The sequence below is a fragment of the Bradyrhizobium sp. USDA 376 genome, assembly GCF_054063675.1.
Window position 1 is genome coordinate 6,335,460 of sequence record NZ_JBSSGN010000001.1, and the last position, 21,627, is coordinate 6,357,086.

The following is a 21,627-nucleotide window of genomic DNA, read 5'->3' on the forward strand; positions in this document are numbered from 1 at the left end:
CGTTGAAGGAGAGTTGCAGCTGACAAGCGTCGTATGGAGACCATCAAGGCCTATCTTGAGCGCAAGCACAGGGAGATCGGGCTGCTGAATGGCTGCCTGAGCAACCCGCGGCACGTGCCGTGCCCGCGCTCGGTGGACGAGGTCATCAGCGCGAAATTCCAGCTGACCGCCGCGCTGCGCGCCGAGCACGCGCTGCAGGACTGGAAGGCGACGGAGACATCCTGGTCGGCCACGGCCTCTCCGACCAGCGGTCCGTTCACCTTCAGCTACGACTACCAGCGTGCGGATCTGAAGGTGGATGGTCCCTCGTTCTATGAGCACGAGCGCGGCAGCGAGACGATCTATACCGCCTCCGGCATGGCCGCGATCTCGGCCCTGCTGTTTGCCGCCACGCGAATTGTCGCCAGGGCTGACATCCTGGTCCTGCCGGGCTCCTACGGCGAGACGCTGGAGCTGATCGAACGCTTCGTTCCGGAGCTGCGGCTCATCACGTTGAGCTTGCCGCTGTCCAATGTCCTGGCTGGCGCCGGCGCGCCGCGAATCCTCCTGCTGGATTCCTGCGTCTCGGCCGGCGCGTTCGAAGCGGCCCTGCGCTGCGATGGTTCTGGTCTCGATCTCCTGATCTTCGACACGACATGCTTTGCCGGCAGGTCCGGCCGCATCCGGCGCGTCCTGCGCTGGGCAAGGCGAAGCGGAATTCCCGTCGTGATGGTGCGAAGCCATACGAAGCTCGATTCACTCGGCGCGGAATACGGCCGGCTCGGCTCTGCGGTGTTCGTCAGCTGGAGCGAGGAGGGCGCCAATGATTCGTTGTCTGAACGCCTCGCTGCGGAGGCGCGTGATGCCGTGCGGCTACTCGGCGGCGCGGCGCTGCCGGCGCATTTTCCGCCCTTCGCGGGCACCTCGTCCTATTGGGACTTAACAAGGAGGCGCGTCGCAGCCATCCTGCGCAACGGCCGCCATGCGGCCCGACTTTTTGCGCGTGAACTTGCCTCGCTTTCGGCCGAGCTCCACTTCACCCACGGCCTCTACGTCACGCTCCGCAGCAGGCGCCGCCTCGATGAGGCCAGAGCGCGGCAAGCCGCAGACGCAATGAGCCGCGATCTCGGCCGCGACGGCCTCCCGATCCGCCACGCCGGCAGCTTCGGCTTCGACTTCGCCGCGACGGAATGGTTTCACAACGCGACGACGGACGAGTACAGCGTCCGGGTGGCGGTGCCGGATCTGCCGACCGAGCTGTGGAATGATCTGGCCGCGGCGATTGCGGGGTGGTGGCGGGCGCACCAGTAAGCGGACGGGGAATGATGAGCTGGCCGCCGCACCTTGGATCAATCGATCGCTAGGCACTGCTCCAAAGGCTGCTTTTCCGAGAGTGGCTTCCGGTGATTGCCTCGCGACCACGTCTGAACGGCGAAGGCGAGCTCATGCTGGCGCACCACCGCGTCCGTAATGGACGCCCGCGCCATCTCGACCCGTTTTGCGACACCGCCGGAGTTCACATCCACGGTCGCGTCGATTACCAAAAACGATATTGCAAGAACGGCCACTGCTGAAGCGATAGCCATTCTCGTCCACTCGGATGGTGGCATCGGGGTCCTTCTCGGGCGCACGTCGCCCGGCGCATAGATAGGACTGACGGGCCCGGTTCAAAGGCCCGGCCACGCGTTCGTGAAGGACGATGGATCGGCAACCGAGCGTCTTGTGGCTGGCGTTGCGCGAGATAGACCGCAGACAGCCCGGCAGCCTCGAGCAGTGCTTGCCGACCAGTACCAGGCTTGGTTCTATTTCATCCCTCGTCTGTATGGCGGAGGAGCTGAGCCGATGCCACGCCTACCAAGTCCTAATCCGGTCAGACCCGGGTCCGAGCGGCGACTGCGCGACTTGCAGCAACGCTTCCGCGCGGTGTCGGAACGCCGCGGCGAAGCTACTTTGTTGCGCCAGAGTTTGCGGGCTGCGACCGTATTCGCGGCCTTGGCATTCGTGGCAGCGGTGGCTTGGGTGTTCACTTCAAGCGCGTGGCCGATCACGACGACGCTTCGGCATATTGTGTCCGCGCCAAGCTGTGGATTCGCTCGCTGGGTCGGCTTGGCACCGGCAATGCGGGGGCAGCCCGGTTATTGGAAACACCTCGATCGTGACGGAGATGGTATTGCGTGCGAGCCATGGCTGTCACGGCGAGGAGTTATTTGAGGCATCCGAGAACGGAGCGCAGCGAATGCTCGCGGTTTGCCGTTCGAGAGACGCGCGCGATCTCATCTTCTGTTGTCCAATTGCGACAAGAGGCCAAGCGCCACGCGCAAGCCTCTGGACTGACAGGATAAAAAAGCTATTTGGCGATCCCGGCAGGACTCGAACCTGCAACCCGCGGAGTAGAAATCCGCTACTCTATCCAGTTGAGCTACGGGACCGTCTTGGGCCGCCCGGTTCGGGCGGCTGGCCGTTCATCTAGCATGCCAATATGAAAAATTGGGTCTTTCGCCAAGCCTGAACCGAACCGTTTTCCTCATTGGCGCGACAAAGCGGAACGGTGGGGTGTCAGGGTGCCGGGTTGAGCGGCAGCGGACTGGACGATGGATCACATCGCCGGGAACGCTGAACAGCTTCCGGGACACGGCCGCCGGTCGACTGGCTAGGTGTTGCTGCGCCATCAGGACGGCGTGCGCGGCGGTATCTGGACTGGTCTCCTCTGGGCCTGCCTTGTCATGGCGAATGCGACGTTTTGCAGCTCTGGTTCCATCGCCTTGAGTCCGTCACCTTTCCGCGCATTTCTTGCGACAAGCGGCGTTCGTCCGCGATTTCCGGGAGTCCATCCATGATCGGTCTTGTTCGCGCCGTCACAATCTGCGCCGCGCTGGCGCTCGGCCTCAACGCGGCGCAGGCCGCCGACAAGGCCTTCAAGCGCGACGATCTCGCCGATTCCGCGATCAAGCTTGAGGCGCAGATCAAGAGCGAGGCGGGCCCGGTCGCCAAGACCAACGCGACGCTGCGCACGGATGCCGACGCCGCCTTCAAGCGCAACGACTACCGCACCGGCCTGTCGGTGCTCGGCCAGATCGCGGCCACCACGCCTGACGATGCCGGCAACTGGCTGCGGCTCGCCAAGGTGATCTTCCAGATCTGGCCCAAGAACTCGAGCGAGCAGACCTTCCTGCTGGAACGCGCCTCGACCGCGGCCTACATCGCCTATCAGCGCGCCGGTAATCCGGGCGAGGAGGCGGATGCGCTCGCCGTGCTCGGCAAGTCGCTGGCCGAACGCAAGCTGTGGCGGCCGGCGCTGGATTCGCTGCGGCTGTCGCTCGACCTGCGCGAGGTCGCCGACGTCCGCGGGCAATATGAGAAGCTGCGCGACGAGCACGGCTTCCGGCTGCTCGACTACACCGTGGACTCGGATTCGGCGAGCCCGCGCGCCTGCTTCCAGTTCTCGGAGGAGCTCGCCAAGCGCACCGACTTCGCGCCGTTCCTGGCGCTGGCGGGTCAGGACAAGCCGGCGCTGTCGGCGGAGGGCAAGCAGCTCTGCGTCGACGGGCTGAAGCACGGCGAACGCTACAACATCAATCTGCGCGCCGGCCTGCCGTCCACGGTGAAGGAGGGCCTCCCGAAATCGGCCGAGTTCAACATCTATGTCCGCGATCGCAAGCCGTTCGTGCGTTTCACCAGCCGGGCCTATGTGCTGCCGCGGACCGCCCAGCGCGGCATTCCCGTGGTCAGCGTCAACACGCCCGCGGTCAACATCAATGTCTTCCGGATCGGCGACCGCAACCTGATCAACACGGTGGTCGACAGCGACTTCCAGAAGACGCTGACCAAGTATCAGCTCAGCGATCTCGGCGACGAGCGCGGCGTCAAGGTCTGGACCGGCGAGCTCGCGACCGCGATGACGCTGAACCAGGACGTCACCACGGCATTCCCGGTCGACCAGGCGCTCGGCGAGCTCCAGCCCGGCGTCTACGTGATGACCGCGGCCGCCAAGGGCCCGGGCTCGGACGACGAGTATCAGCTCGCCACGCAATGGTTCATCGTCTCCGACCTCGGGGTGTCAGCCTATTCCGGCAATGACGGCATCCACGTCTTCGTCAACTCGCTGGCCTCGCCCGATCCGGTCGGCAAGGCCGAGGTGCGGCTGGTCGCCCGCAACAACGAGATCCTGGCGACGCGCAAGACCGATGAGTCCGGCCATGTGCTGTTCGAGGCAGGCCTTGCGCGCGGCGAGGGCGGTCTGTCGCCGGCAATGCTGACGGTCACGGGCGAGAAGGCCGACTATGCCTTCCTGAGCCTGAAGACGTCGGCGTTCGACCTCTCTGACCGCGGCGTTGCGGGCCGCGCCGTGCCCGCCGGCGCCGATGCCTTCGTCTATGCCGAGCGCGGCGTCTACCGCTCCAGCGAGACAGTCTTCCTCACTGCGCTCCTGCGCGACGGGCAGGGCAATGCCGTGACCGGCGGGCCGATGACGCTGGTGATCGAGCGCCCCGACGGCGTCGAATACCGCCGTGCGGTGCTGCCCGACCAGGGCGCCGGCGGCCGCACGCTGTCCGTGCCGCTCAACTCGGCCGTTCCGACCGGCACCTGGCGCGTGCGCGCCTTCACCGATCCGAAGGGCGCCTCGGTCGGCGAGACCACCTTCATGGTCGAGGATTACGTTCCTGATCGGATCGAATTCGACTTGTCTGCCAAAGACAAGCTGATCAAAGCTAACGCTCCAGTGGAGCTTAAGGCGGACGGCCATTTCCTCTATGGCGCGCCGGCCTCGGGCCTTGCGCTCGAAGGCGACATGCTGGTCGCGTCCGCGGCTGAGCGGCCCGGCTTTGCCGGCTACCAGTTCGGCGTCGCCGACGAGGAGACCACCTCGAACGAGCGCACGCCGCTGGAGAACCTGCCGGAGGCCGACGCCAATGGCGTTGCGACCTTCCCGGTGACGCTGGACAAGCAGCCGGCCTCGACGCGTCCGCAGGAGGCGCAGATCTTCGTCCGCATGGTCGAGACCGGCGGCCGCGCCGTCGAGCGCAAGATCGTGCTGCCGGTCGCGCCCGCCGCGGCGCAGATCGGCATCAAGCCGTTGTTCGGCGACAAGAACGTCGCCGAGGGCGACAAGGCCGAGTTCGACGTCGTGTTCGTCTCGCCCGAGGGCCAGAGGCTGCGCCGCGACGGCCTGCGCTACGAGCTCCTCAAGATGGAGTCGCGCTACCAGTGGTACCGCCAGAACAATTACTGGGAGTACGAGCCGGTCAAGTCGACCTCGCGCGTCGCCGACGGTGACGTCACGATCGCGCCCGACAAGCCGTCGCGCATCTCGCTGGCGCCGCAGCCCGGCCGCTACCGTCTCGATGTGAAATCGAACGATGCCGACGGCCCGGTGACCTCGGTGCAGTTCGACGTCGGCTGGTACTCCGACGGCAGCGCCGACACGCCGGACTTGCTGGAGACCTCGATCGACAAGCCGCAATATGCCTCCGGCGATACCATGACGGTGTCGGTCAACGTTCGCAGCGCCGGCAAGCTCACCATCAACGTGCTCGGCGACCGCCTGCTGACGACGCAAACCGTCGACGTCAAGGAGGGTACCGCGCAGGTCAAGCTCCCGGTCGGCAAGGACTGGGGCACCGGCGCCTATGTGGTGGCAACGCTGCGCCGTCCGCTCGATGCCGCGGCCCAGCGCATGCCGGGCAGGGCGATCGGCCTGAAATGGTTCGGCATCGACAAGCAGACCCGCACGCTTGCCGTGAAGCTGACGCCGCCGGCGCTGATCCGCCCCAATGCGATGCTGAAGATCCCGGTCAAGCTCGACGGGCTCAATCCGGGCGAGGACGCCAAGATCGTCATCGCTGCGGTCGATGTCGGCATCCTCAACCTCACCAATTACAAGCCGCCGGCGCCGGATGATTACTATCTCGGCCAGCGCCGCCTGAGCGCGGAGATCCGCGATCTCTATGGGCAGCTGATCGACGGCATGTCGGGCACGCGCGGCCAGATCAAATCCGGCGGCGATGCCGGCGCAGCCGAGCTGCAGGGCTCGCCGCCCTCGCAAAAGCCGCTGGCGCTCTACTCGGGCATCGTGACGGTTGGTGCCGACGGCACCGCCGAGGTGAGCTTCGACATTCCGGAGTTCGCCGGCACCGCCCGCGTCATGGCGGTGGCCTGGACCGCGACCAAGCTCGGCCGCGCCAACACCGATGTCGTAATCCGCGACCCCGTGGTGCTGACCACGACCCTGCCGCGCTTCCTGCTCAACGGCGACCACGGCACGGTCAATCTGGAGATCGACAATGTCGAGGGCCAGGCCGGCGACTACGTCATCAACGTCAAGACGGGTGGTCCGGTGAAGATGAGCGGCAATCCCGCAACCACCGTCAAGCTCGCCGCCAAGCAGCGCAATTCGATCTCGCTCGCGCTCGATGCGACCGCGGCGGGACAGGCGACGCTCGACGTCGACATCAAGGGACCGAATGGCCTCGCGCTGGCGCGGCACTATGCGTTCGACGTCAAGGCGGCAACGCAGGTGCTGGCGCGGCGCTCGATCCGGACGCTGGCGAAGGGCGAGAGCCTGACGCTGACCTCGGACATGTTCTCCGACCTCGTGCCGGGCACCGGCGGTGTCTCGGTCTCGGCGAGCCTGTCGACCGCGCTCGACGCGGCGACCATCCTGAAGGCGCTCGACCGCTATCCCTATGGCTGCTCGGAGCAGATCACGAGCCGTGCCATGCCGCTGCTCTATGTCAACGAGCTCGCGGCCGGCGCGCATCTCGCCATGGACACCGAGGTCGACCAGCGCATTCGCGACGCCATCGAGCGGCTGCTGGCGCGCCAGGGCTCCAACGGCTCGTTCGGCCTGTGGTCAGCCGGCGGCGACGATGCGTGGCTGGACGCGTACGTGACGGACTTCCTCACCCGCGCCCGCGAAAAGGGCTTTGCGGTGCCGGACGTGCTGTTCAAGAACGCGCTCGACCGCATCCGCAATGCGGTCGTCAACGGCAACGAGCCGGAGAAGGACGGCGGCCGCGATCTCGCATACGGCCTCTACGTGCTCGCCCGCAACGGCGCAGCGCCCATCGGCGACCTCCGCTATCTCGCGGATACCAAGCTGAACAACCTCGCGACCCCGATCGCGAAGTCGCAGCTTGCCGCCGCGCTGGCCCTGGTCGGCGATCGCAACCGCGCCGAACGCGTCTACGGTGCCGCGCTCGACAGCCTCGCGCCGAAACCGGTGCTGGAGTTCGGCCGCACCGACTATGGCTCGCAGCTCCGCGATGCCGCAGCGTTGGTGTCGCTCGCGAGCGAAGGCAATGCGCCGAAGGCGACGCTGACGCAGGCGGTTTCCCGCGTTGAGACCGCGCGCGGGCTCACGCCCTACACCTCCACGCAGGAGAATGCGTGGCTGGTGCTGGCGGCGCGGGCGCTGGCCAAGGAGAACCTCTCGATCGAGGTCGACGGCCAGCCGGTCAAGACCGCGCTTTATCGCAGCTACAAGGCGGACACGCTGAGCGGCAAGCCGCTGAAGATCACCAATACCGGCGATGCGCCGGTGCAGGCGGTGGTCTCGGTGTCGGGCTCGCCGGTGACGCCTGAGCCGGCAGCGTCGAACGGCTTCAAGATCGAGCGCAGCTATTACACGCTCGACGGCAAGCCCGCCGACATCAGCAAGGTCAAGCAGAACCAGCGCTTCGCGGTGGTGCTGAAGATCACCGAGGCCAAGCCCGAATACGGCCACATCATGGTGTCCGACTATCTGCCGGCGGGCCTCGAGATCGACAACCCGAAGCTGGTCTCGTCGGGCGATAGCGGCACGCTGGACTGGATCGAGGACGGCGAGGAGCCTGAAGACACCGAGTTCCGCGACGATCGCTTCACCGCGGCGGTTGATCGCGCCTCGGACTCCAAGTCGGTCTTCACCGTCGCCTATGTCGTGCGCGCGGTCTCGCCGGGCAAATACGTGCTGCCGCAGGCCTATGTCGAGGACATGTACAATCCCTCGCGCTATGGGCGGACGGGCACTGGCACGGTCGAGGTGCGGGCCGCGAAGTGAGTGAGATGATGGCTGAGGCTGACAGCAAAACTCGTCATGCCGGGGCGGTGCGCAGCACCGAACCCGGAATCTCGAGATTCCGGGTCTGGTCCTTCGGACCATCCCGGAATGACGGCAGTGGAGCGAGCGGCGGAGGCCATCGTATCCTCTCAACCGCCGCTTTCACCTTCATCCTCGCCATCATCGGCTTCGTTGCCTGGGTCTACTCCCTCGGCCCGCTCCCGCTCGACGAAGCGCGCCAGGTCTCCACCACCATCGTCGATCGCAACGGCAAGCTGCTGCGCGCCTATGCGATGGCGGATGGTCGCTGGCGGCTGCCGATCGATGCCAAGACCAATGTCGATCCGACCTATCTGAAACTGCTGTTCGCCTATGAGGACCAGCGCTTCTACGCCCATGACGGCATCGATCCGCTGGCGCTGGGCCGCGCCGCGTTGCAACTCGGAACGCGCGGCCACATCGTGTCGGGCGGCTCGACCATCACGATGCAGCTGGCCCGGTTGATGGAGCCGCGGCGGCAGCGTTCGCTCTACGCAAAGCTGCGGCAGATGGTGCGCGCGATCGAGATCGAGCGCAGCATGAGCAAGGAGCAGATCCTCGATCTCTATCTTGCGCTCGCGCCCTATGGCGGCAATCTCGAAGGCATCCGCGCAGCCTCGATCGCCTATCTCGGCAAGGAGCCGAAGCGGCTGTCGCTGGCGGAAGCCGCGCTGCTGGTCGCGCTGCCGCAATCGCCCGAGACGCGCCGGCTCGACCGCTTTCCCGAGGCGGCGCGCAAGGCGCGCGATCGCGTGCTCGACCGCATGGTCTCGGAGCAGGTGGTCAGCGCAGACGACGCCAGGCAGGCCAAGGCCGTGCCGGTGCCGACACTGCGCAAGCCGATGCCGATCCTGGCGCCGCATGCCGCCGATACCGCGCTGTCGACCGTGAAAGACAATCCGGTCATCAAGCTGACGCTGGATGCAAATTTGCAGAAGGCGCTGGAGCCGCTGGCGCGCGACCGTGCCATTGCACTCGGGCCGAACATCTCGGTCGGCATCATCGTGGTCGACAATGAGAGCGGCGACGTGCTCGCGCGGGTCGGCTCCGCGGATTATTTCGACGAGACCCGGGCAGGGCAGGTCGACATGACCCGCGCCATCCGCTCGCCGGGCTCGACGCTGAAACCTTTCATCTACGGGCTCGCCTTCGAGGACGGCTTTGTCCATCCAGACAGCCTGATCGACGACCGGCCGGTCCGCTTCGGCTCCTACGCGCCGGAAAATTTCGACATGACCTTCCAGGGCACGGTGCCCGTGCGGAAGGCGCTGCAATTGTCACTGAACGTGCCGGCCATCGTGCTGCTCGACCGCGTCGGATCGAGCCGACTGGCTTCGCGGCTGCGGCAGGCCGGCGGCAACCTCATCCTGCCCAAGGACGAAGCGCCCGGCCTTGCCATGGGCCTCGGCGGCGTCGGCGTGACGCTTCAGGATCTCGCCCAGCTCTATGCCGGCTTCGCTCGACTTGGGACCACCAAGCCGCTCCGCGAGATCGTCACGGCCAAGGACGACCGCGAGCCGCTGCGGCTCTTGGATCAGGTCGCGGCCTGGCAGATCGGCAACGTCCTGCTCGGCACGCCGCCGCCTGAGAACGCGGCCCACAACCGCATCGCCTTCAAGACCGGCACCTCCTACGGCTATCGCGACGCCTGGTCGGTCGGCTTCGACGGCCGCATGACCATCGGCGCCTGGGTCGGCCGCCCCGACGGCGCGCCGGTTCCCGGTCTGATTGGCCGCGTGGCTGCGGCTCCCATCCTGTTCGACGCTTTTGCCCGGAGCGGCAAGACCCTGGCCCCGTTGCCGAAGCCGCCCAAGGGAACTCTGGTCGCCAGCAACGCAAAACTCCCGCTGCCCCTAAAGCGGTTCCGTCCGGTCGGGGAACTGGTACGGACCGGGGGCGAGCAGGCGCTGCACATCCAGTTTCCCCTGAACGGCTCGCGGATCGATGTCGATCGCGCGGGCGGGCCCGAGAGTGCCGCCATGCCCGTAAAAGTCGCCGGCGGGGTTCTTCCGATGACCGTCATGGTTAACGGCACCGCGCGCGGCGAGATCGACGGCCGCCGCCAGCGCCTGATCGATCCGCCCGGCCCGGGCTTTGCACGGCTCACCGTGATCGATGCCACGGGCGCCGCGGACACAGTTGTCATTCGAATTCAATGACCCTGCCTTAAGCGGTTGTGGCGATGGCGGTTTCAGCGTAAGCGGAACCAATGGCCGAGACCTACCCAAGTCCCCGTTTTGGAGCCCCCCGCGAGCCGAAATCACCCGTGAATCCGGGCAGTCGGCTCGTGTCCATGCTCGATATCGCGACGGCCAGCCACGCCCGCGCGGTGGCTTTCCTGTTGCTCTGCGCGCTGCTGTTGTTCCTGCCGGGCTTCTTCACCATCCCGCCCGTCGACCGCGACGAGGCGCGGTTTGCCCAGGCCACCAAGCAGATGGTCGAGAGCGGCGACTATGTCGACATCCGCTTCCAGGAGGACGTCCGCTACAAGAAGCCGGTCGGCATCTACTGGTTGCAATCGGCCGCGGTTGAAATTGCCTCGGCGCTCAAGCTGCCCAAGGCCGAACTGCGGATCTGGGTCTACCGGCTGCCGTCGCTGTTAGGTGCGATCGGCGCCGTGCTCATGACCTATTGGGCGGCGCTCGCTTTCGTCACGCGGCGCGCCGCCGTGCTCGCGGCCCTTCTGATGTGCGCCTCCGTGCTGCTCGGCGTCGAGGCGCGGCTCGCCAAGACCGACGCGATGCTGCTGTTCTGCGTGACCGCCTCGATGGGCGCGATGGCGCGGGCTTACCTGTCCTGGCAGCGCGCCGAGGACGAGACGCGTCCGCCCTGGAGCTGGCCCGCGATCTTCTGGACCGCGCTCGCGGTCGGCATCCTGATCAAGGGCCCGCTGATCCTGATGTTCGCGGGCCTCACCATCGTCGCGCTCGCGATCCTGGACCGCGATGCCTCCTGGCTATGGAAGCTCCGCCCGCTCTGGGGCCTGATGTGGATTCTGGTGCTGGTGCTGCCCTGGTTCGTCGCAATCTTCTGGCGCGCGGGCGAGACCTTCTTTGCCGATTCCGTCGGCGGCGACATGCTCAGCAAGTTAGGGGCGCAGGAATCCCACGGCGCGCCGCCCGGAATGTACCTGGCTCTGTTCTGGATCACGTTCTGGCCGGGCGCACCGCTGGCGGCGATGGCGGCGCCCGCGGTGTGGCGGGCGCGGCGCGAGCCCGGCGCGCAATTCCTGCTGGCCTGGCTGATCCCGTCCTGGATCGTGTTCGAGGCGGTGCTGACCAAGCTGCCGCATTACGTGCTGCCGCTGTATCCGGCGATCGCGATCCTCACCGTCGGCGCGATGGAGCGGCGCGTGCTGTCGCGGTCCTGGCTGATGCGCGGCTCGGCCTGGTGGTTCGCGATTCCCGCGGCAGCCTCGATCATCGCGGTGGTCGGCGCGGTCATGCTGACCCGGCAGCCGGCCTTCGTGGCCTGGCCGTTCATCGCGGCCTCGCTGATCTTCGGCCTGTTCGCCTGGTGGCTGTTCGACACCAATCGCGCCGAGCGCTCGGTGCTGAACGCGCTGGTCGCGGCCCTGATGCTGGCGGTCGTGGTCTGGGGCATCGTGCTGCCGTCGCTGACCCCGCTGTTCCCGAGCATCGAGATCGCGCGGGCGCTTCGCAACGTCACCTGCGTCGGGCCGAAGGCGGCCGCCGCCGGCTATCACGAACCGAGCCTGGTGTTCCTGACCGGCACCCAGACGCTGCTCACCGACGGCTCGGGCGCGGCGGATTTCCTGCGGCAGGGCAGCTGTCGCTTCGCGCTGATCGAGCAGCGTTCCGAGCGCAGCTTCGTGCAGCGCGCCGAGGCGATCGGGCTGCGCTACAAGGTCGGTGCGCGCATCGACGGCTACAACTTCTCGCAAGGCCGCGCGATCTCGATCTCGATCTTCCGTTCGGAAGGCACGGAATAGAATGTCAGCCCCGACCCATATCGCGCCGCGGGCCGGCTATCCCGCGCAATTGCTCACGGTCTCGGGGCGTGCGCTGGCGCAGCTCGTGCGCTCGCCGTCGCATTCGCGTCGCGCCGAGGCCGCACGAAAGCTGGCGCGGCACTCGCTGTGGCTCAGCATGGCGGGCGCGGCCCTGGTCATCGCGCTGATGCTGGCGTTCGACATGACCGAGATCCAGTTCATGCCGGCGCGCGGCACGCCCGGCCTGTGGCCGATTCGCATCCTCACCGATTTCGGCAAGGACGAGTATGTGCTGTCGGCGCTGGGCGTCGCGCTCGTGGTCGTGGCACTCGTTGCGGCAGGACTTCACGGCACACGCCGCGCGCTGTTGCTGGGCCTGGGCACGCGGCTGCAGTTTCTGTTTCTGTCCGTTGCCGTCTCCGCGTTCGTCGGCGAGATCCTGAAATACTTCATCGGCCGGGGGCGTCCGTTCGTCGGCGGCAAGGCCGATCCCTTCAACTTCATCCCGTTCGAGGGCTCGGGAGCCTATGCCAGCCTGCCGTCGGGCCATGCGATCGCGGCGTTCGCACTGGCGTTTGCGGTCTCGGCATTATGGCCGCGGCTGCGCGTGTTCATGTTCACTTACGCGATCGTGATCCTGCTGACCCGGCTCGTGCTGCTCGCGCATCACCCGAGCGATGTCATCGCCGGGGCCCTGGTCGGCATCGTCGGGGCCATGGCCGTTCGCTACTGGTTTGCGGCACGCCGGCTCGCCTTTGCCATCCGTGCCGACGGCACCATCGTGCCGCTTCCGGGCCCGGCCACAGGGCGCCTCAAAAGGGTTGCCCGCGGGGCGTCCGCCCCATAAAAGCGGCTGCCTGCCGGGGCCGCCGGTTCCCCGAGGGGCAGGCCAATTCCAACCACGAGCCTCGATTTGTCGACGTCCCAGCCTTCGGTTTCCATCGTCGTTCCCGTGCGCAACGAAGCCGACAACATCGCGCCCCTGATCGAGGAGATCACTGCGGCGCTCGACGGCCGCTGGGATTACGAGATCATCTACGTCAATGACGGTTCGACGGATGCGACCGGCGAGCGGCTCGCTGCCATCATGCAGCAGCGGGACAACCTGCGTCAGCTCCGCCACGCCAGATCGGGCGGCCAGTCGGCCGCGGTGCGCAGCGGCGTGCGCGCCGCGCGCGGGGTGATCGTGGCAACCCTCGACGGCGACGGCCAGAACAATCCGGCCTTCCTGCCGGACCTGATCGCTGCGGTGGAAAAAGGAGCAGGGCGCGTCGGCCTCGCTGCGGGCCAGCGCGTCGGGCGCAAGGATACCGGCTTCAAGAAATTGCAGTCGCGCATCGCCAACAAGGTCCGCAATGCGATCCTTCAGGACGGCACACGCGACACCGGCTGTGGACTGAAGGTGTTCCGCCGCGAGGTGTTCCTGATGATGCCCTATTTCGATGGGCTACATCGCTTTCTGCCGGCGCTGGTCCGCCGCGAGGGCTACGACATCGCCTATGTCGACGTGGTCGACCGGCCGCGCCGTTCCGGCGTGTCCAACTATGGTTTCTTCGACCGGCTATGGATCGGCATCATGGATCTCGCCGGCGTGTGGTGGCTGATCCGCCGCAAGAAGCCGACACCAGATGTGACGGAGGTGAACGCATGATCATTCAATACGGTCAGGCGCTGAGCAACTATCTCTACGACGTCTTCGTCGCCAAGTTCGATTTCTGGCTGGCGTTCGGTCTCGTTGCGCAGCTGTTCTTCACGGCACGCTTCCTGGTGCAGTGGATCGCCAGTGAACGCGCCGGCAACAGCGTGGTGCCGATGGCGTTCTGGTTCTGCTCGATGGGTGGCGGGCTGATGACGCTGGTTTACGGTGTCGTGAAGCGCGAGCCTGTGATCATCCTCGGACAGGCTCTGGCGACCGTCATCTATATCCGCAACATCATGCTGATCATCAAGAACCGCGGCAGCGCGTCGAAGACGCTGGAGCGCTGACCGAGGCCGACGACGGCAGGCATCCGGATGTTCCCATCGGCATGCGCAAGTCACCGATAGCTCTGTTCGTATCGGTTGTTCTGATCGGCCTGGTCCTGCTCGGGCTCGGCGTCTTCGAGCTCGGCGGCACCATCGCATTTCTCGCAAGGGCCGAGCAGACGGAGGCGCGTTTCGCCGGCGCCGTCGCGCGCAGCGGCGGAAATCATGGCGGGACGTTTCTCTATCCGACGTTTCGATTTCAGACGGCGGACGGTCGCTCGATCACGTTCACATCCTCATCGGGGTCGACGAACCAGCCCTATACGGATGGCGAGCGCATCAGGATCGCCTACGATCCCGGACGCCCCGAGGATGCCCGGCTGCCCCGAGGATGCCCGGCTGCTGTCGTTCCTGACGCTGTGGATTGCTCCGATCCTGCTTTGCGCTGCCGGCCTGCTTCTGGCGGGAGGAGCCGTTCTCGTTCGCCGCGCCCTAGCGCGGCAGCGCCGAGGCCGCGCCTGAGGCGGGCAGGGTGGCTGTCTCCGCCTCACGCCTGCGATAGTGCTCTCCGGCGGCATCCAGCACGGGATAGGCGACCGAGCAGATGTGCGAGTGGATGCGGCGCAGATCGCGCAGCACGTCGAGATGCAGCGAAGTGGTCTCGATGGTCTCGGGCCGGCCCTCGCGCAGGCGGTCGAGATGGCGCTCGACGGCGGCGAGCTCGGTGTTCTTCAGCGTTGTCTTCTCCACCAGCAGCTTGCGCGCTTCGTTGGCGTCGCCCGACATGAACACGCCGAAGGCGATCCGCAGCGATTCCATCGTGCGCTTGTGGAAGGCGGCGAGCTCCTCGGCGCCTTCGGCCGAGAACTGGAAGCGGCGCTTGATCTTCTTGGTCGCAAGCTCACTCAGGCTCTTGTCGATGATGTCGCCGATGTGCTCGAGGTTGATGGCGAAGGAGACGATCTCCATCGCGCGCCGTCCCTCGCTCTCATCGAGGCTGCCGCGCATGAGCTTCGTCACGTAGAGCTTGATGGCCTCGTCGAGGCCGTCGACGGCATTGTCCATCTTCGAGACCTGGTCGACCAGCGCGCGGTCGCCCGTCATCATCGCGGTCATCACCTTGCGCAGCATGACCTCGACGAGGTCGCCCATGCGCAGCACCTCGCGGGCGGCGTCGGCCAGCGCCAGCGACGGCGTCTCCAGCGCGCTCTCGTCGAGATAGCGCGGCCGGGCCGGATCGGTCTCCTGCACGCGATCGGGCAGCAGCCGCGTCAACAGGCGCGACATGGTGTCGAGGAGTCCGATGAAGATGATGGCGGTGCCGACGTTGAAGGCGATGTGGAAGGCCGCCGTCATCTTCGCGAGATCCGGCTGCCAGGCATGCATGTGCCCGGCGATGATGTTCAGGAACGGCAGGACGACGGCGATCCCGACCACGCGATTGACGAGATTGCCGACCGGAAGGCGGTAGCTTGCGGGATCCTCGCGCCTGGCCCCTTCGAACACGGGATTGATGGCGCTGCCGAGATTTGCCCCCAGCACCAGAGCCAGCGCGGCGTAAGGCGTGATGAACTGCGAATAGGCGAGCGACATGATCAGGAGCACGCTGGCGACGCTCGAATGTACCGCCCAGGTGACGAGCGCGGCGATGACGATGCAGAGCACGGGATCGCCCGTGATCGCCGACATCACGACGCGCATGCCGGGTGCGTTCTCCGCCGGCGCCATCGTGTCGAGCAGGATGTGCAGCGACAGCAGCATCAGGCCAAGGCCGATGCAGACGCGGCCGATGTCCTTGATCCGCGAGCGCGGGCCGGAGCGGAAGGCGACGAGGCCGAGCACGAACAGGACGGGGGCTATGGCGGCGATGTTGAACGACAGCACCTGCACGATCAGCGTCGTGCCGACATTGGCTCCCAACATGATCGCGAGCGCGGCGGCGAGGCTGACGAGGCCCTCGGCCGCGAACGAAGAGGTGATCAGGGCGGTCGCGGTGCTGCTCTGGAGCAGCGCGGTGAGCCCGAGCCCGGCGGCGAACGCGCTGACGCGGTTGCCAAGCGCCTTGCCGAGCAGCCGCCGCAGGTCGGGACCGAACGCGCGCAGAATGCCGCTGTGGACCATGTGCAGGCCCCACAGCAACAGCGCAACGCCGCCCATCAGATCGAGCAGAACCAACGTACCCATGCTCCGTGTCCGGATTGGAGTCGATTGGTGAGGCTAGCGCCAAACGTCCGCGGATCAACCCTTTGTTGGCGCGTCGGCGTTAACGTTTGCCTCGGTTGCCCGTTCCCGCGGCGCAATGCCTTGTGAGCAGGCTCACATTGCCGTCTTGAGGGCAGCGAAGCCGCGATCGAGATCGGCCTTGAGGTCGTCGGTGTTTTCGAGGCCGATGTGGAGTCGCAGAGTCGGGCCGCCCGGCGCCCACTTGGTCGCGGTGCGATAGGCGTCGCAATCGAAAGGAATCACGAGGCTCTCGAAGCCGCCCCAGGAAAAACCCATGCCGAACAGTTTTAGCGTGTTGAGCATGGTGTCGACGGCCTTCTGCGGCGCCGGCTTCAGCACGATGCTGAACAGGCCTGAGGCGCCGGTGAAGTCGCGCTTCCAGATCGCATGACCGGGATCGGTTTCGAGCGCCGGATGCAGCACGCGCGCGACCTCGGGACGGGCGGCGAGCCAACGCGCCATCTCGAGCCCGGAGCGATGATGCTGCGCGAGCCGCACCGACAGCGTGCGCAGGCCGCGCAGTGCGAGGAAGACGTCATCGGGTCCGGCGCAGACGCCCAACAGGCGGATGCCTTCCGCGATCTGCGGCCAGGCCTTGGCGTTGGCCGAGATAGTCCCGAACATGATGTCGGAGTGGCCGCCGATATATTTGGTGGCGGCCTGCATGCTGATGTCGACGCCCTGCTCGAGCGAGCGGTGATAGAGCGGCGTGGCCCAGGTATTGTCGTCGATGACGAGCGCGCCGCGCCCGTGCGCGACCTCGGCGATGGCGCGGATGTCGGGCATCTCGAAGGATTGCGAGCCCGGCGCCTCCACCAGCACGGCGCGGGTGTTGGGCTTGAACAGCTTGTCGATGCCGGCGCCGATCAGTGGATCGAAATAGGTGGTCTCGACACCAAAGCGGGTCAGCATGCCGTTGCAGAAATTGCGCGAGGGCCGATAGACGTTGTCGACCACCAGAATATGGTCGCCGGCCTTCAGCACCGAGAGCAGGGTGGTGGAGATCGCCGAGAGCCCCGACGGCACGATGCCGACGCCGGCGCATTGTGGCCCCTCCAACGCCATCAGCGTGTCCTGGAATGCTCTGGTCGTCGGGGTGCCGTGGCGGCCATAGGTGAACTCGCCGCGATGGGCATGGAGGTCCTCGGCCGTCGGATAGAGCACGGTCGAGCCGTGGAACACCGGCGGATTGACGAACCCCTTCTGCGCCTTGGTGTCGCGGCCGGAGGTGACCAGCCGGGTCTCGGCCTGCTGCTGGGAGGGGTGCGAGGAATCCATGCGTCTGCTTTCAAAACCGCGTTGCCGCCGGGGCGCTTTGCGCCGTGCGGGCCGGCCGAAAGGCCGCTGCCGTTAATAACAGAACACAGAAGAGTCCCGTCAACCCCTTGACCCGGCTCGCCAGTCGTTCTGTGATGCGCAGGTGCTATTCAGTCGCCGCATGTTGAGGGGCCTGCCGCGACCTTCGATCCATCGTCTGACCGGACCTTGCGCCACGGCCATCATGGCGGGCGCCTGCGGCGGGGATTAAGGTATGGCCTCCCGGGATCGGCGAGTGTTCGGCAAGGTTTCCCAGCATGACTCTTGCAAGGCTACCCTTGGCAGAGAAGATCCTGAGACAACATTCCTGACCTTGAGACGACTTTGAAAGGCCTTCAGCCCATGAAACGCGTAACCCTGGCTCTCACTCTTGCTCTCGCCGCCGGCCTCTCGGCCCAAGCCGCCGACGCGCAAACGCTCAAGACCGTCAAGGACCGGGGCACGTTGTCCTGCGGCGTCAGCCAGGGCCTGCCGGGTTTCTCCTCGCCCGACGACAAGGGCAACTGGACCGGGATCGACGTCGACCTCTGCCGCGCCGTCGCTGCCGCCATCTTCAACGATCCGACCAAGATCAAGTTCGTGCCGCTGTCCGCCAAGGATCGCTTCACGGCGTTGCAATCCGGCGAAGTCGACGTGCTCTCGCGCAACACGACATGGACCATCTCGCGCGACACCTCGCTCGGCGCCAATTTCACCGGCGTCACCTATTATGACGGGCAGGGCTTCATGGTGAAGAAGTCGCTCAAAGTGAATTCGGCGCTCGAGCTCAACAGCGCCTCGGTCTGCGTCCAGACCGGCACCACCACCGAGCAAAATCTGGCCGACTACTTCAAGGCCAACAACATGAAGTACGAGGTGATCGCGTTCGCCACCAACGACGAAACCGTCAAGGCCTATGAAGCCGGCCGCTGTGACGTCTTCACCACCGACCAGTCGGGCCTCTACGCCAACCGCCTCAAGCTCGCCAATCCCAATGACCACATGGTGCTCCCCGAAATCATCTCGAAGGAGCCGCTCGGGCCGATGGTGCGCCACGGCGATGACCAGTGGTTCGACATCGTGAAATGGACGCTGTTTGCGCTCGTCACCGCCGAAGAGCTCGGCGTGACCTCCAAGAATGTCGACGAGAAGGGCAAGCTGGAAAATCCGGAGCTGAAGCGCGTGCTCGGCAGCGACGGCAATTTCGGCGAACAGCTCGGCCTGACCAAGGACTGGGTGGTGCGGATCGTGAAGGCCGTCGGCAATTACGGCGAAATGTTCGACCGCAACGTCGGCGCGGGCTCGCCGCTCGCGATCAATCGCGGCCTCAACAATCTCTGGAACAAGGGCGGTCTTCAGTACGCGCCGCCGATCCGCTGATCTGCACGATCCGCGGCTGCGATGAGCACCGAGGCCCGTAAACCGCCACCCCAGATCGCGCTGAAGATCAGGCGCGCTCTGGGGGGCAAGTCCGGCTGGAACGGCATCTTCGTCCAGTTTGCCTTCGCGGCGATCCTCGGCTGGATTGCCTATGAAATCGTCTCCAACACCCGCGCCAACCTCGAGAACCAGCACATCGCCGCCGGCTTCGGCTTCCTGCGGAACAATGCCGGTTTTGACGTCAACCAGACCCTGATCTCCTACACCGGCTCGGACACGTTCCTGCGCGTGTTCGTGGTCGGGCTCTTGAACACGCTCGTGGTCTCGGTGGTGGGCATCTTCTTCGCCACCGTGATCGGCTTCATCGTCGCGCTGTGCCGGCTCTCGCCGAACTGGCTGCTGTCGCGCGTCGGCGAGATCTATGTCGAGATCATCCGCAACCTGCCGCTGCTGTTCCAGATCCTGTTCTGGTACCTGGCGGTGCTGGCGGCCCTGCCCAATCCGCGGCAGAGCATTTCGCTGCTCGGCATCGCCTTCATCAGCAATCGCGGCCTCGTCATTCCCAGCCCGATCGGCGAGAGCGGGTTCGCGCCGTTCCTGACGATGCTGGCCCTCGGCATCGTCGCCTCGCTGGGCTTGCGCTTCTACGCCAGGCGTGCGCTGTTTGAGCGGGGGCAGGTGATCCGCATCTGGCCCTCTGTGCTGGCCTTGCTGTTCGGGCTTCCGCTGGCCACCGTGCTGGTATTCGGTCTGCCCTTCACCTTCGAGCTGCCGCAGCTCAAGGGATTCAATTTCGCGGGCGGCTCGCGGATCATCCCGGAATTCGTGGCGCTGACCGTGGCCCTGTCGACCTATACCGCCGCCTTCATCGCCGAGATCGTGCGCGCCGGCATCCTGTCGGTGCACAAGGGACAGATGGAGGCGGGGTCCTCGCTCGGCCTCAGCCGCGGCGCCACGCTCCGGCTGATCGTCGTGCCACAGGCCATGCGCGTCATCGTGCCGCCGCTGACCAACCAGTATCTCAACCTCACCAAGAACTCCTCGCTGGCGGTCGCGATCGGGTATCCCGACCTCGTCTCGGTGTTCGCCGGCACCTCGCTGAGCCAGACCGGGCAGGCGATCGAGATTATCGCCATGACGATGGGCATCTATCTCTTGATTTCCCTCGTCACCAGTGCCGTCATGAGCGTGTACGGTTGGCGCGTCAGCCGGAGCCTTGGCGCATGACCGATATCGCCTCATCCTCCTTCGTCCGGCACGATCTGGTGAGCGAGCGTCCCGCGCCGGTGAAAACCACCGGCTTCATCGGCTGGGTGCGGACCCGCCTCTTCAACTCGCCGACCAACATCCTGCTCACGATCCTGGGCGCCTTGCTGCTCTGGTTCACCATCGTTCCCAGCGTGAGGTTCCTGATGGTCGATGCGGTCTGGAGCGGCAAGGACCGCACGGCCTGCCTCTCCGAGAACGCCGGTTTCGCGGTCGGCGCCTGCTGGCCCTATATCCAGGCCAAGCTGCCGCAACTGATCTACGGCTTCTATCCCGAGGCCGAGCGCTGGCGGGTCAACCTCACGTTCGTCCTGGCGGCGGTCCTGCTGGTGCCGATGCTCATGCCCCGCCTGCCGGCCAAAGGGCTGAACGCCGGCCTGTTCTTCTTCGCTCTTCCCGTGGTCGCTTTCTTCCTGCTGCGGGGCGGCGGCATTTCCGGCTTCGGCCTGAGCTGGACCGCCGGCCTGCTGCAATTGTTCGACGAGAGCGTCATCGGCGCCGGAGAGGTCCTGCTCAGTCTCAGCAAGACCTCGGCGATCGCGCCGCTTTTGTGGGTCGTCGGCAACCTCATCCTGCTGGTCGGGACCGCTGTCCACTGGCTGATCTTTCCGCTGACCTGGCTGCGTGACCAGATTCAGGCCTCGGGCCAGGCGGTCTGGACCGATTTCGCTGTCACCACAGTCGTCGTCTGCCTGATCGCCTTCTTTCTCGGTGGCGGCTTGCGCACGGGCTGGCGGGCGCTCGCATCGAGCTTCGCAACTTTCGTCGCCATTGCGATCGTCATCAAGCTGATGGGGCTCGACCACGGCGGACTGCCCATCGTTCTGACGAATTTGTGGGGCGGGCTGCTGGTGACGCTGGTGGTCTCCGTCACCGGCATCGTCACCTCACTGCCGATCGGCATTGCGCTCGCGCTCGGCCGCCGCTCCACCATTCCGCTGATCCGGATCTTCTCGATCGCCTTCATCGAGTTCTGGCGCGGCGTGCCGCTGATCACCGTGCTGTTCTTCGCCACCTACATGCTGCCGCTGTTCCTGCCCGGCAATTTCACCGTCGACGGCCTGGTGCGCGCGCTGATCGGGATTGCGCTGTTCACCGGCGCCTACCAGGCCGAGAACGTCCGCGGCGGGCTTGCCGCGATCCCGCGCGGGCAGGGCGAGGCCGCAGCGGCGCTGGGCCTGTCCTGGTGGAAGACGACCTCGTTGATCGTGCTGCCGCAGGCGCTGCGTCACGTCATCCCGAACCTCGTCAACAGCTTCATCTCGCTGTTCAAGGACACTTCGCTGGTCTCGATCGTGGCGCTGTTCGACCTCCTGGGCTCGCTTCGCGCCTCGTTCTCGGATCCGAAATGGTCGACGCCATCCACGGCGTTCACGGGGTTTGCCTTCGCCGGGATCATCTATTTCATCTTCTGCTTTGGAATGTCGCGCTACTCGCTGTTCGTCGAGCACCGCCTCAACGCCCACCGCCGCAACTGATCGAGGCCACC

15 protein-coding genes, 1 tRNA gene and 1 pseudogene are annotated in these 21,627 nt (G+C 66.0%); 12 read left to right on the forward strand and 5 right to left on the reverse strand.

Annotated elements, in window-relative coordinates:
• Positions 1 to 33 precede the first annotated feature (33 nt).
• A complete protein-coding gene (locus ACVJ19_RS29455) occupies positions 34 to 1,290 on the forward strand; it encodes a hypothetical protein (RefSeq protein ID WP_456739463.1) in 1,257 nt (418 codons plus the stop codon).
• Between the two features lie 38 nt (positions 1,291 to 1,328).
• Here the strand turns inward: ACVJ19_RS29455 and ACVJ19_RS29460 are convergent, their stop codons facing one another.
• A complete protein-coding gene (locus tag ACVJ19_RS29460; protein ID WP_453952684.1) occupies positions 1,329 to 1,565 on the reverse strand; it encodes a hypothetical protein in 237 nt (78 codons plus the stop codon).
• Between the two features lie 256 nt (positions 1,566 to 1,821).
• On the opposite strand from ACVJ19_RS29460, the gene ACVJ19_RS29465 reads away from it, so the two are divergent.
• Entirely contained in the window at positions 1,822 to 2,190 is a 369-nt protein-coding gene (locus ACVJ19_RS29465) for an excalibur calcium-binding domain-containing protein (RefSeq protein WP_453955234.1), read from the forward strand.
• Between the two features lie 141 nt (positions 2,191 to 2,331).
• Here the strand turns inward: ACVJ19_RS29465 and ACVJ19_RS29470 are convergent.
• Positions 2,332 to 2,408: transfer RNA gene (locus ACVJ19_RS29470), tRNA-Arg, on the reverse strand.
• A gap of 404 nt (positions 2,409 to 2,812) precedes the next feature.
• Between ACVJ19_RS29470 and ACVJ19_RS29475 the strand changes: the two genes are divergently transcribed.
• The 6 genes from ACVJ19_RS29475 to ACVJ19_RS29500 all read left to right on the forward strand — a co-directional run bounded on the left by ACVJ19_RS29475 (position 2,813) and on the right by ACVJ19_RS29500 (position 13,994).
• Complete coding sequence (locus ACVJ19_RS29475) at positions 2,813 to 8,017, forward strand: alpha-2-macroglobulin family protein (RefSeq protein ID WP_453952685.1); 5,205 nt, start codon at positions 2,813 to 2,815, stop codon at positions 8,015 to 8,017.
• Positions 8,018 to 8,022: 5 nt separating this feature from the next.
• A complete protein-coding gene (pbpC, locus tag ACVJ19_RS29480; RefSeq protein ID WP_456739464.1) occupies positions 8,023 to 10,215 on the forward strand; it encodes a penicillin-binding protein 1C in 2,193 nt (730 codons plus the stop codon).
• A gap of 50 nt (positions 10,216 to 10,265) precedes the next feature.
• Complete coding sequence (locus ACVJ19_RS29485) at positions 10,266 to 12,008, forward strand: ArnT family glycosyltransferase (RefSeq protein WP_453952686.1); 1,743 nt, start codon at positions 10,266 to 10,268, stop codon at positions 12,006 to 12,008.
• Position 12,009: 1 nt separating this feature from the next.
• Entirely contained in the window at positions 12,010 to 12,855 is an 846-nt protein-coding gene (locus ACVJ19_RS29490; RefSeq protein ID WP_453952687.1) for a phosphatase PAP2 family protein, read from the forward strand.
• 66 nt (positions 12,856 to 12,921) lie between these two features.
• The gene (locus tag ACVJ19_RS29495) at positions 12,922 to 13,659 is read left to right on the forward strand and encodes a glycosyltransferase family 2 protein (RefSeq protein ID WP_453952688.1); all 738 of its coding nucleotides are present in this window, start codon (positions 12,922 to 12,924) and stop codon (positions 13,657 to 13,659) included.
• Entirely contained in the window at positions 13,656 to 13,994 is a 339-nt protein-coding gene (locus ACVJ19_RS29500) for a lipid-A-disaccharide synthase N-terminal domain-containing protein (protein WP_453952689.1), read from the forward strand. Before ACVJ19_RS29495 ends, ACVJ19_RS29500 begins: the two co-directional genes overlap by 4 nt.
• 50 nt (positions 13,995 to 14,044) lie before the next feature.
• On the opposite strand, the gene ACVJ19_RS29505 is transcribed toward ACVJ19_RS29500, so the two are convergent.
• A complete protein-coding gene (locus ACVJ19_RS29505) occupies positions 14,045 to 14,200 on the reverse strand; it encodes a hypothetical protein (RefSeq protein ID WP_453952690.1) in 156 nt (51 codons plus the stop codon).
• Between ACVJ19_RS29505 and ACVJ19_RS29510 the strand changes: the two are divergent.
• A pseudogene (locus ACVJ19_RS29510) lies at positions 14,126 to 14,305 on the forward strand (hypothetical protein); the annotation flags it as partial. The gene ACVJ19_RS29505 and the pseudogene ACVJ19_RS29510 sit on opposite strands and share 75 nt — an antisense overlap.
• A 160-nt stretch (positions 14,306 to 14,465) precedes the next feature.
• Here ACVJ19_RS29510 and ACVJ19_RS29515 read toward each other — a convergent pair.
• A complete protein-coding gene (locus ACVJ19_RS29515) occupies positions 14,466 to 16,157 on the reverse strand; it encodes a Na/Pi cotransporter family protein (RefSeq protein ID WP_453952691.1) in 1,692 nt (563 codons plus the stop codon).
• A gap of 132 nt (positions 16,158 to 16,289) precedes the next feature.
• Positions 16,290 to 17,474: a cystathionine beta-lyase gene (gene metC, locus ACVJ19_RS29520; RefSeq protein ID WP_453952692.1), complete on the reverse strand. Its 1,185-nt coding sequence runs from the start codon at positions 17,472 to 17,474 to the stop codon at positions 16,290 to 16,292.
• 381 nt (positions 17,475 to 17,855) lie between these two features.
• Between metC and ACVJ19_RS29525 the strand changes: the two genes are divergently transcribed.
• The 3 genes from ACVJ19_RS29525 to ACVJ19_RS29535 are packed head-to-tail and all read left to right on the forward strand — an operon-like array spanning position 17,856 to position 21,616.
• Positions 17,856 to 18,872 (forward strand): amino acid ABC transporter substrate-binding protein, encoded by a 1,017-nt coding sequence (locus tag ACVJ19_RS29525; RefSeq protein WP_453952693.1) that lies wholly within the window; start codon positions 17,856 to 17,858, stop codon positions 18,870 to 18,872.
• A gap of 21 nt (positions 18,873 to 18,893) precedes the next feature.
• The gene (locus ACVJ19_RS29530) at positions 18,894 to 20,099 is read left to right on the forward strand and encodes an amino acid ABC transporter permease (RefSeq protein ID WP_453952694.1); all 1,206 of its coding nucleotides are present in this window, start codon (positions 18,894 to 18,896) and stop codon (positions 20,097 to 20,099) included.
• Positions 20,096 to 21,616: an amino acid ABC transporter permease gene (locus tag ACVJ19_RS29535; protein ID WP_453952695.1), complete on the forward strand. Its 1,521-nt coding sequence runs from the start codon at positions 20,096 to 20,098 to the stop codon at positions 21,614 to 21,616. The genes ACVJ19_RS29530 and ACVJ19_RS29535 overlap by 4 nt, the downstream gene beginning before the upstream one ends.
• Positions 21,617 to 21,627 lie beyond the last annotated feature (11 nt).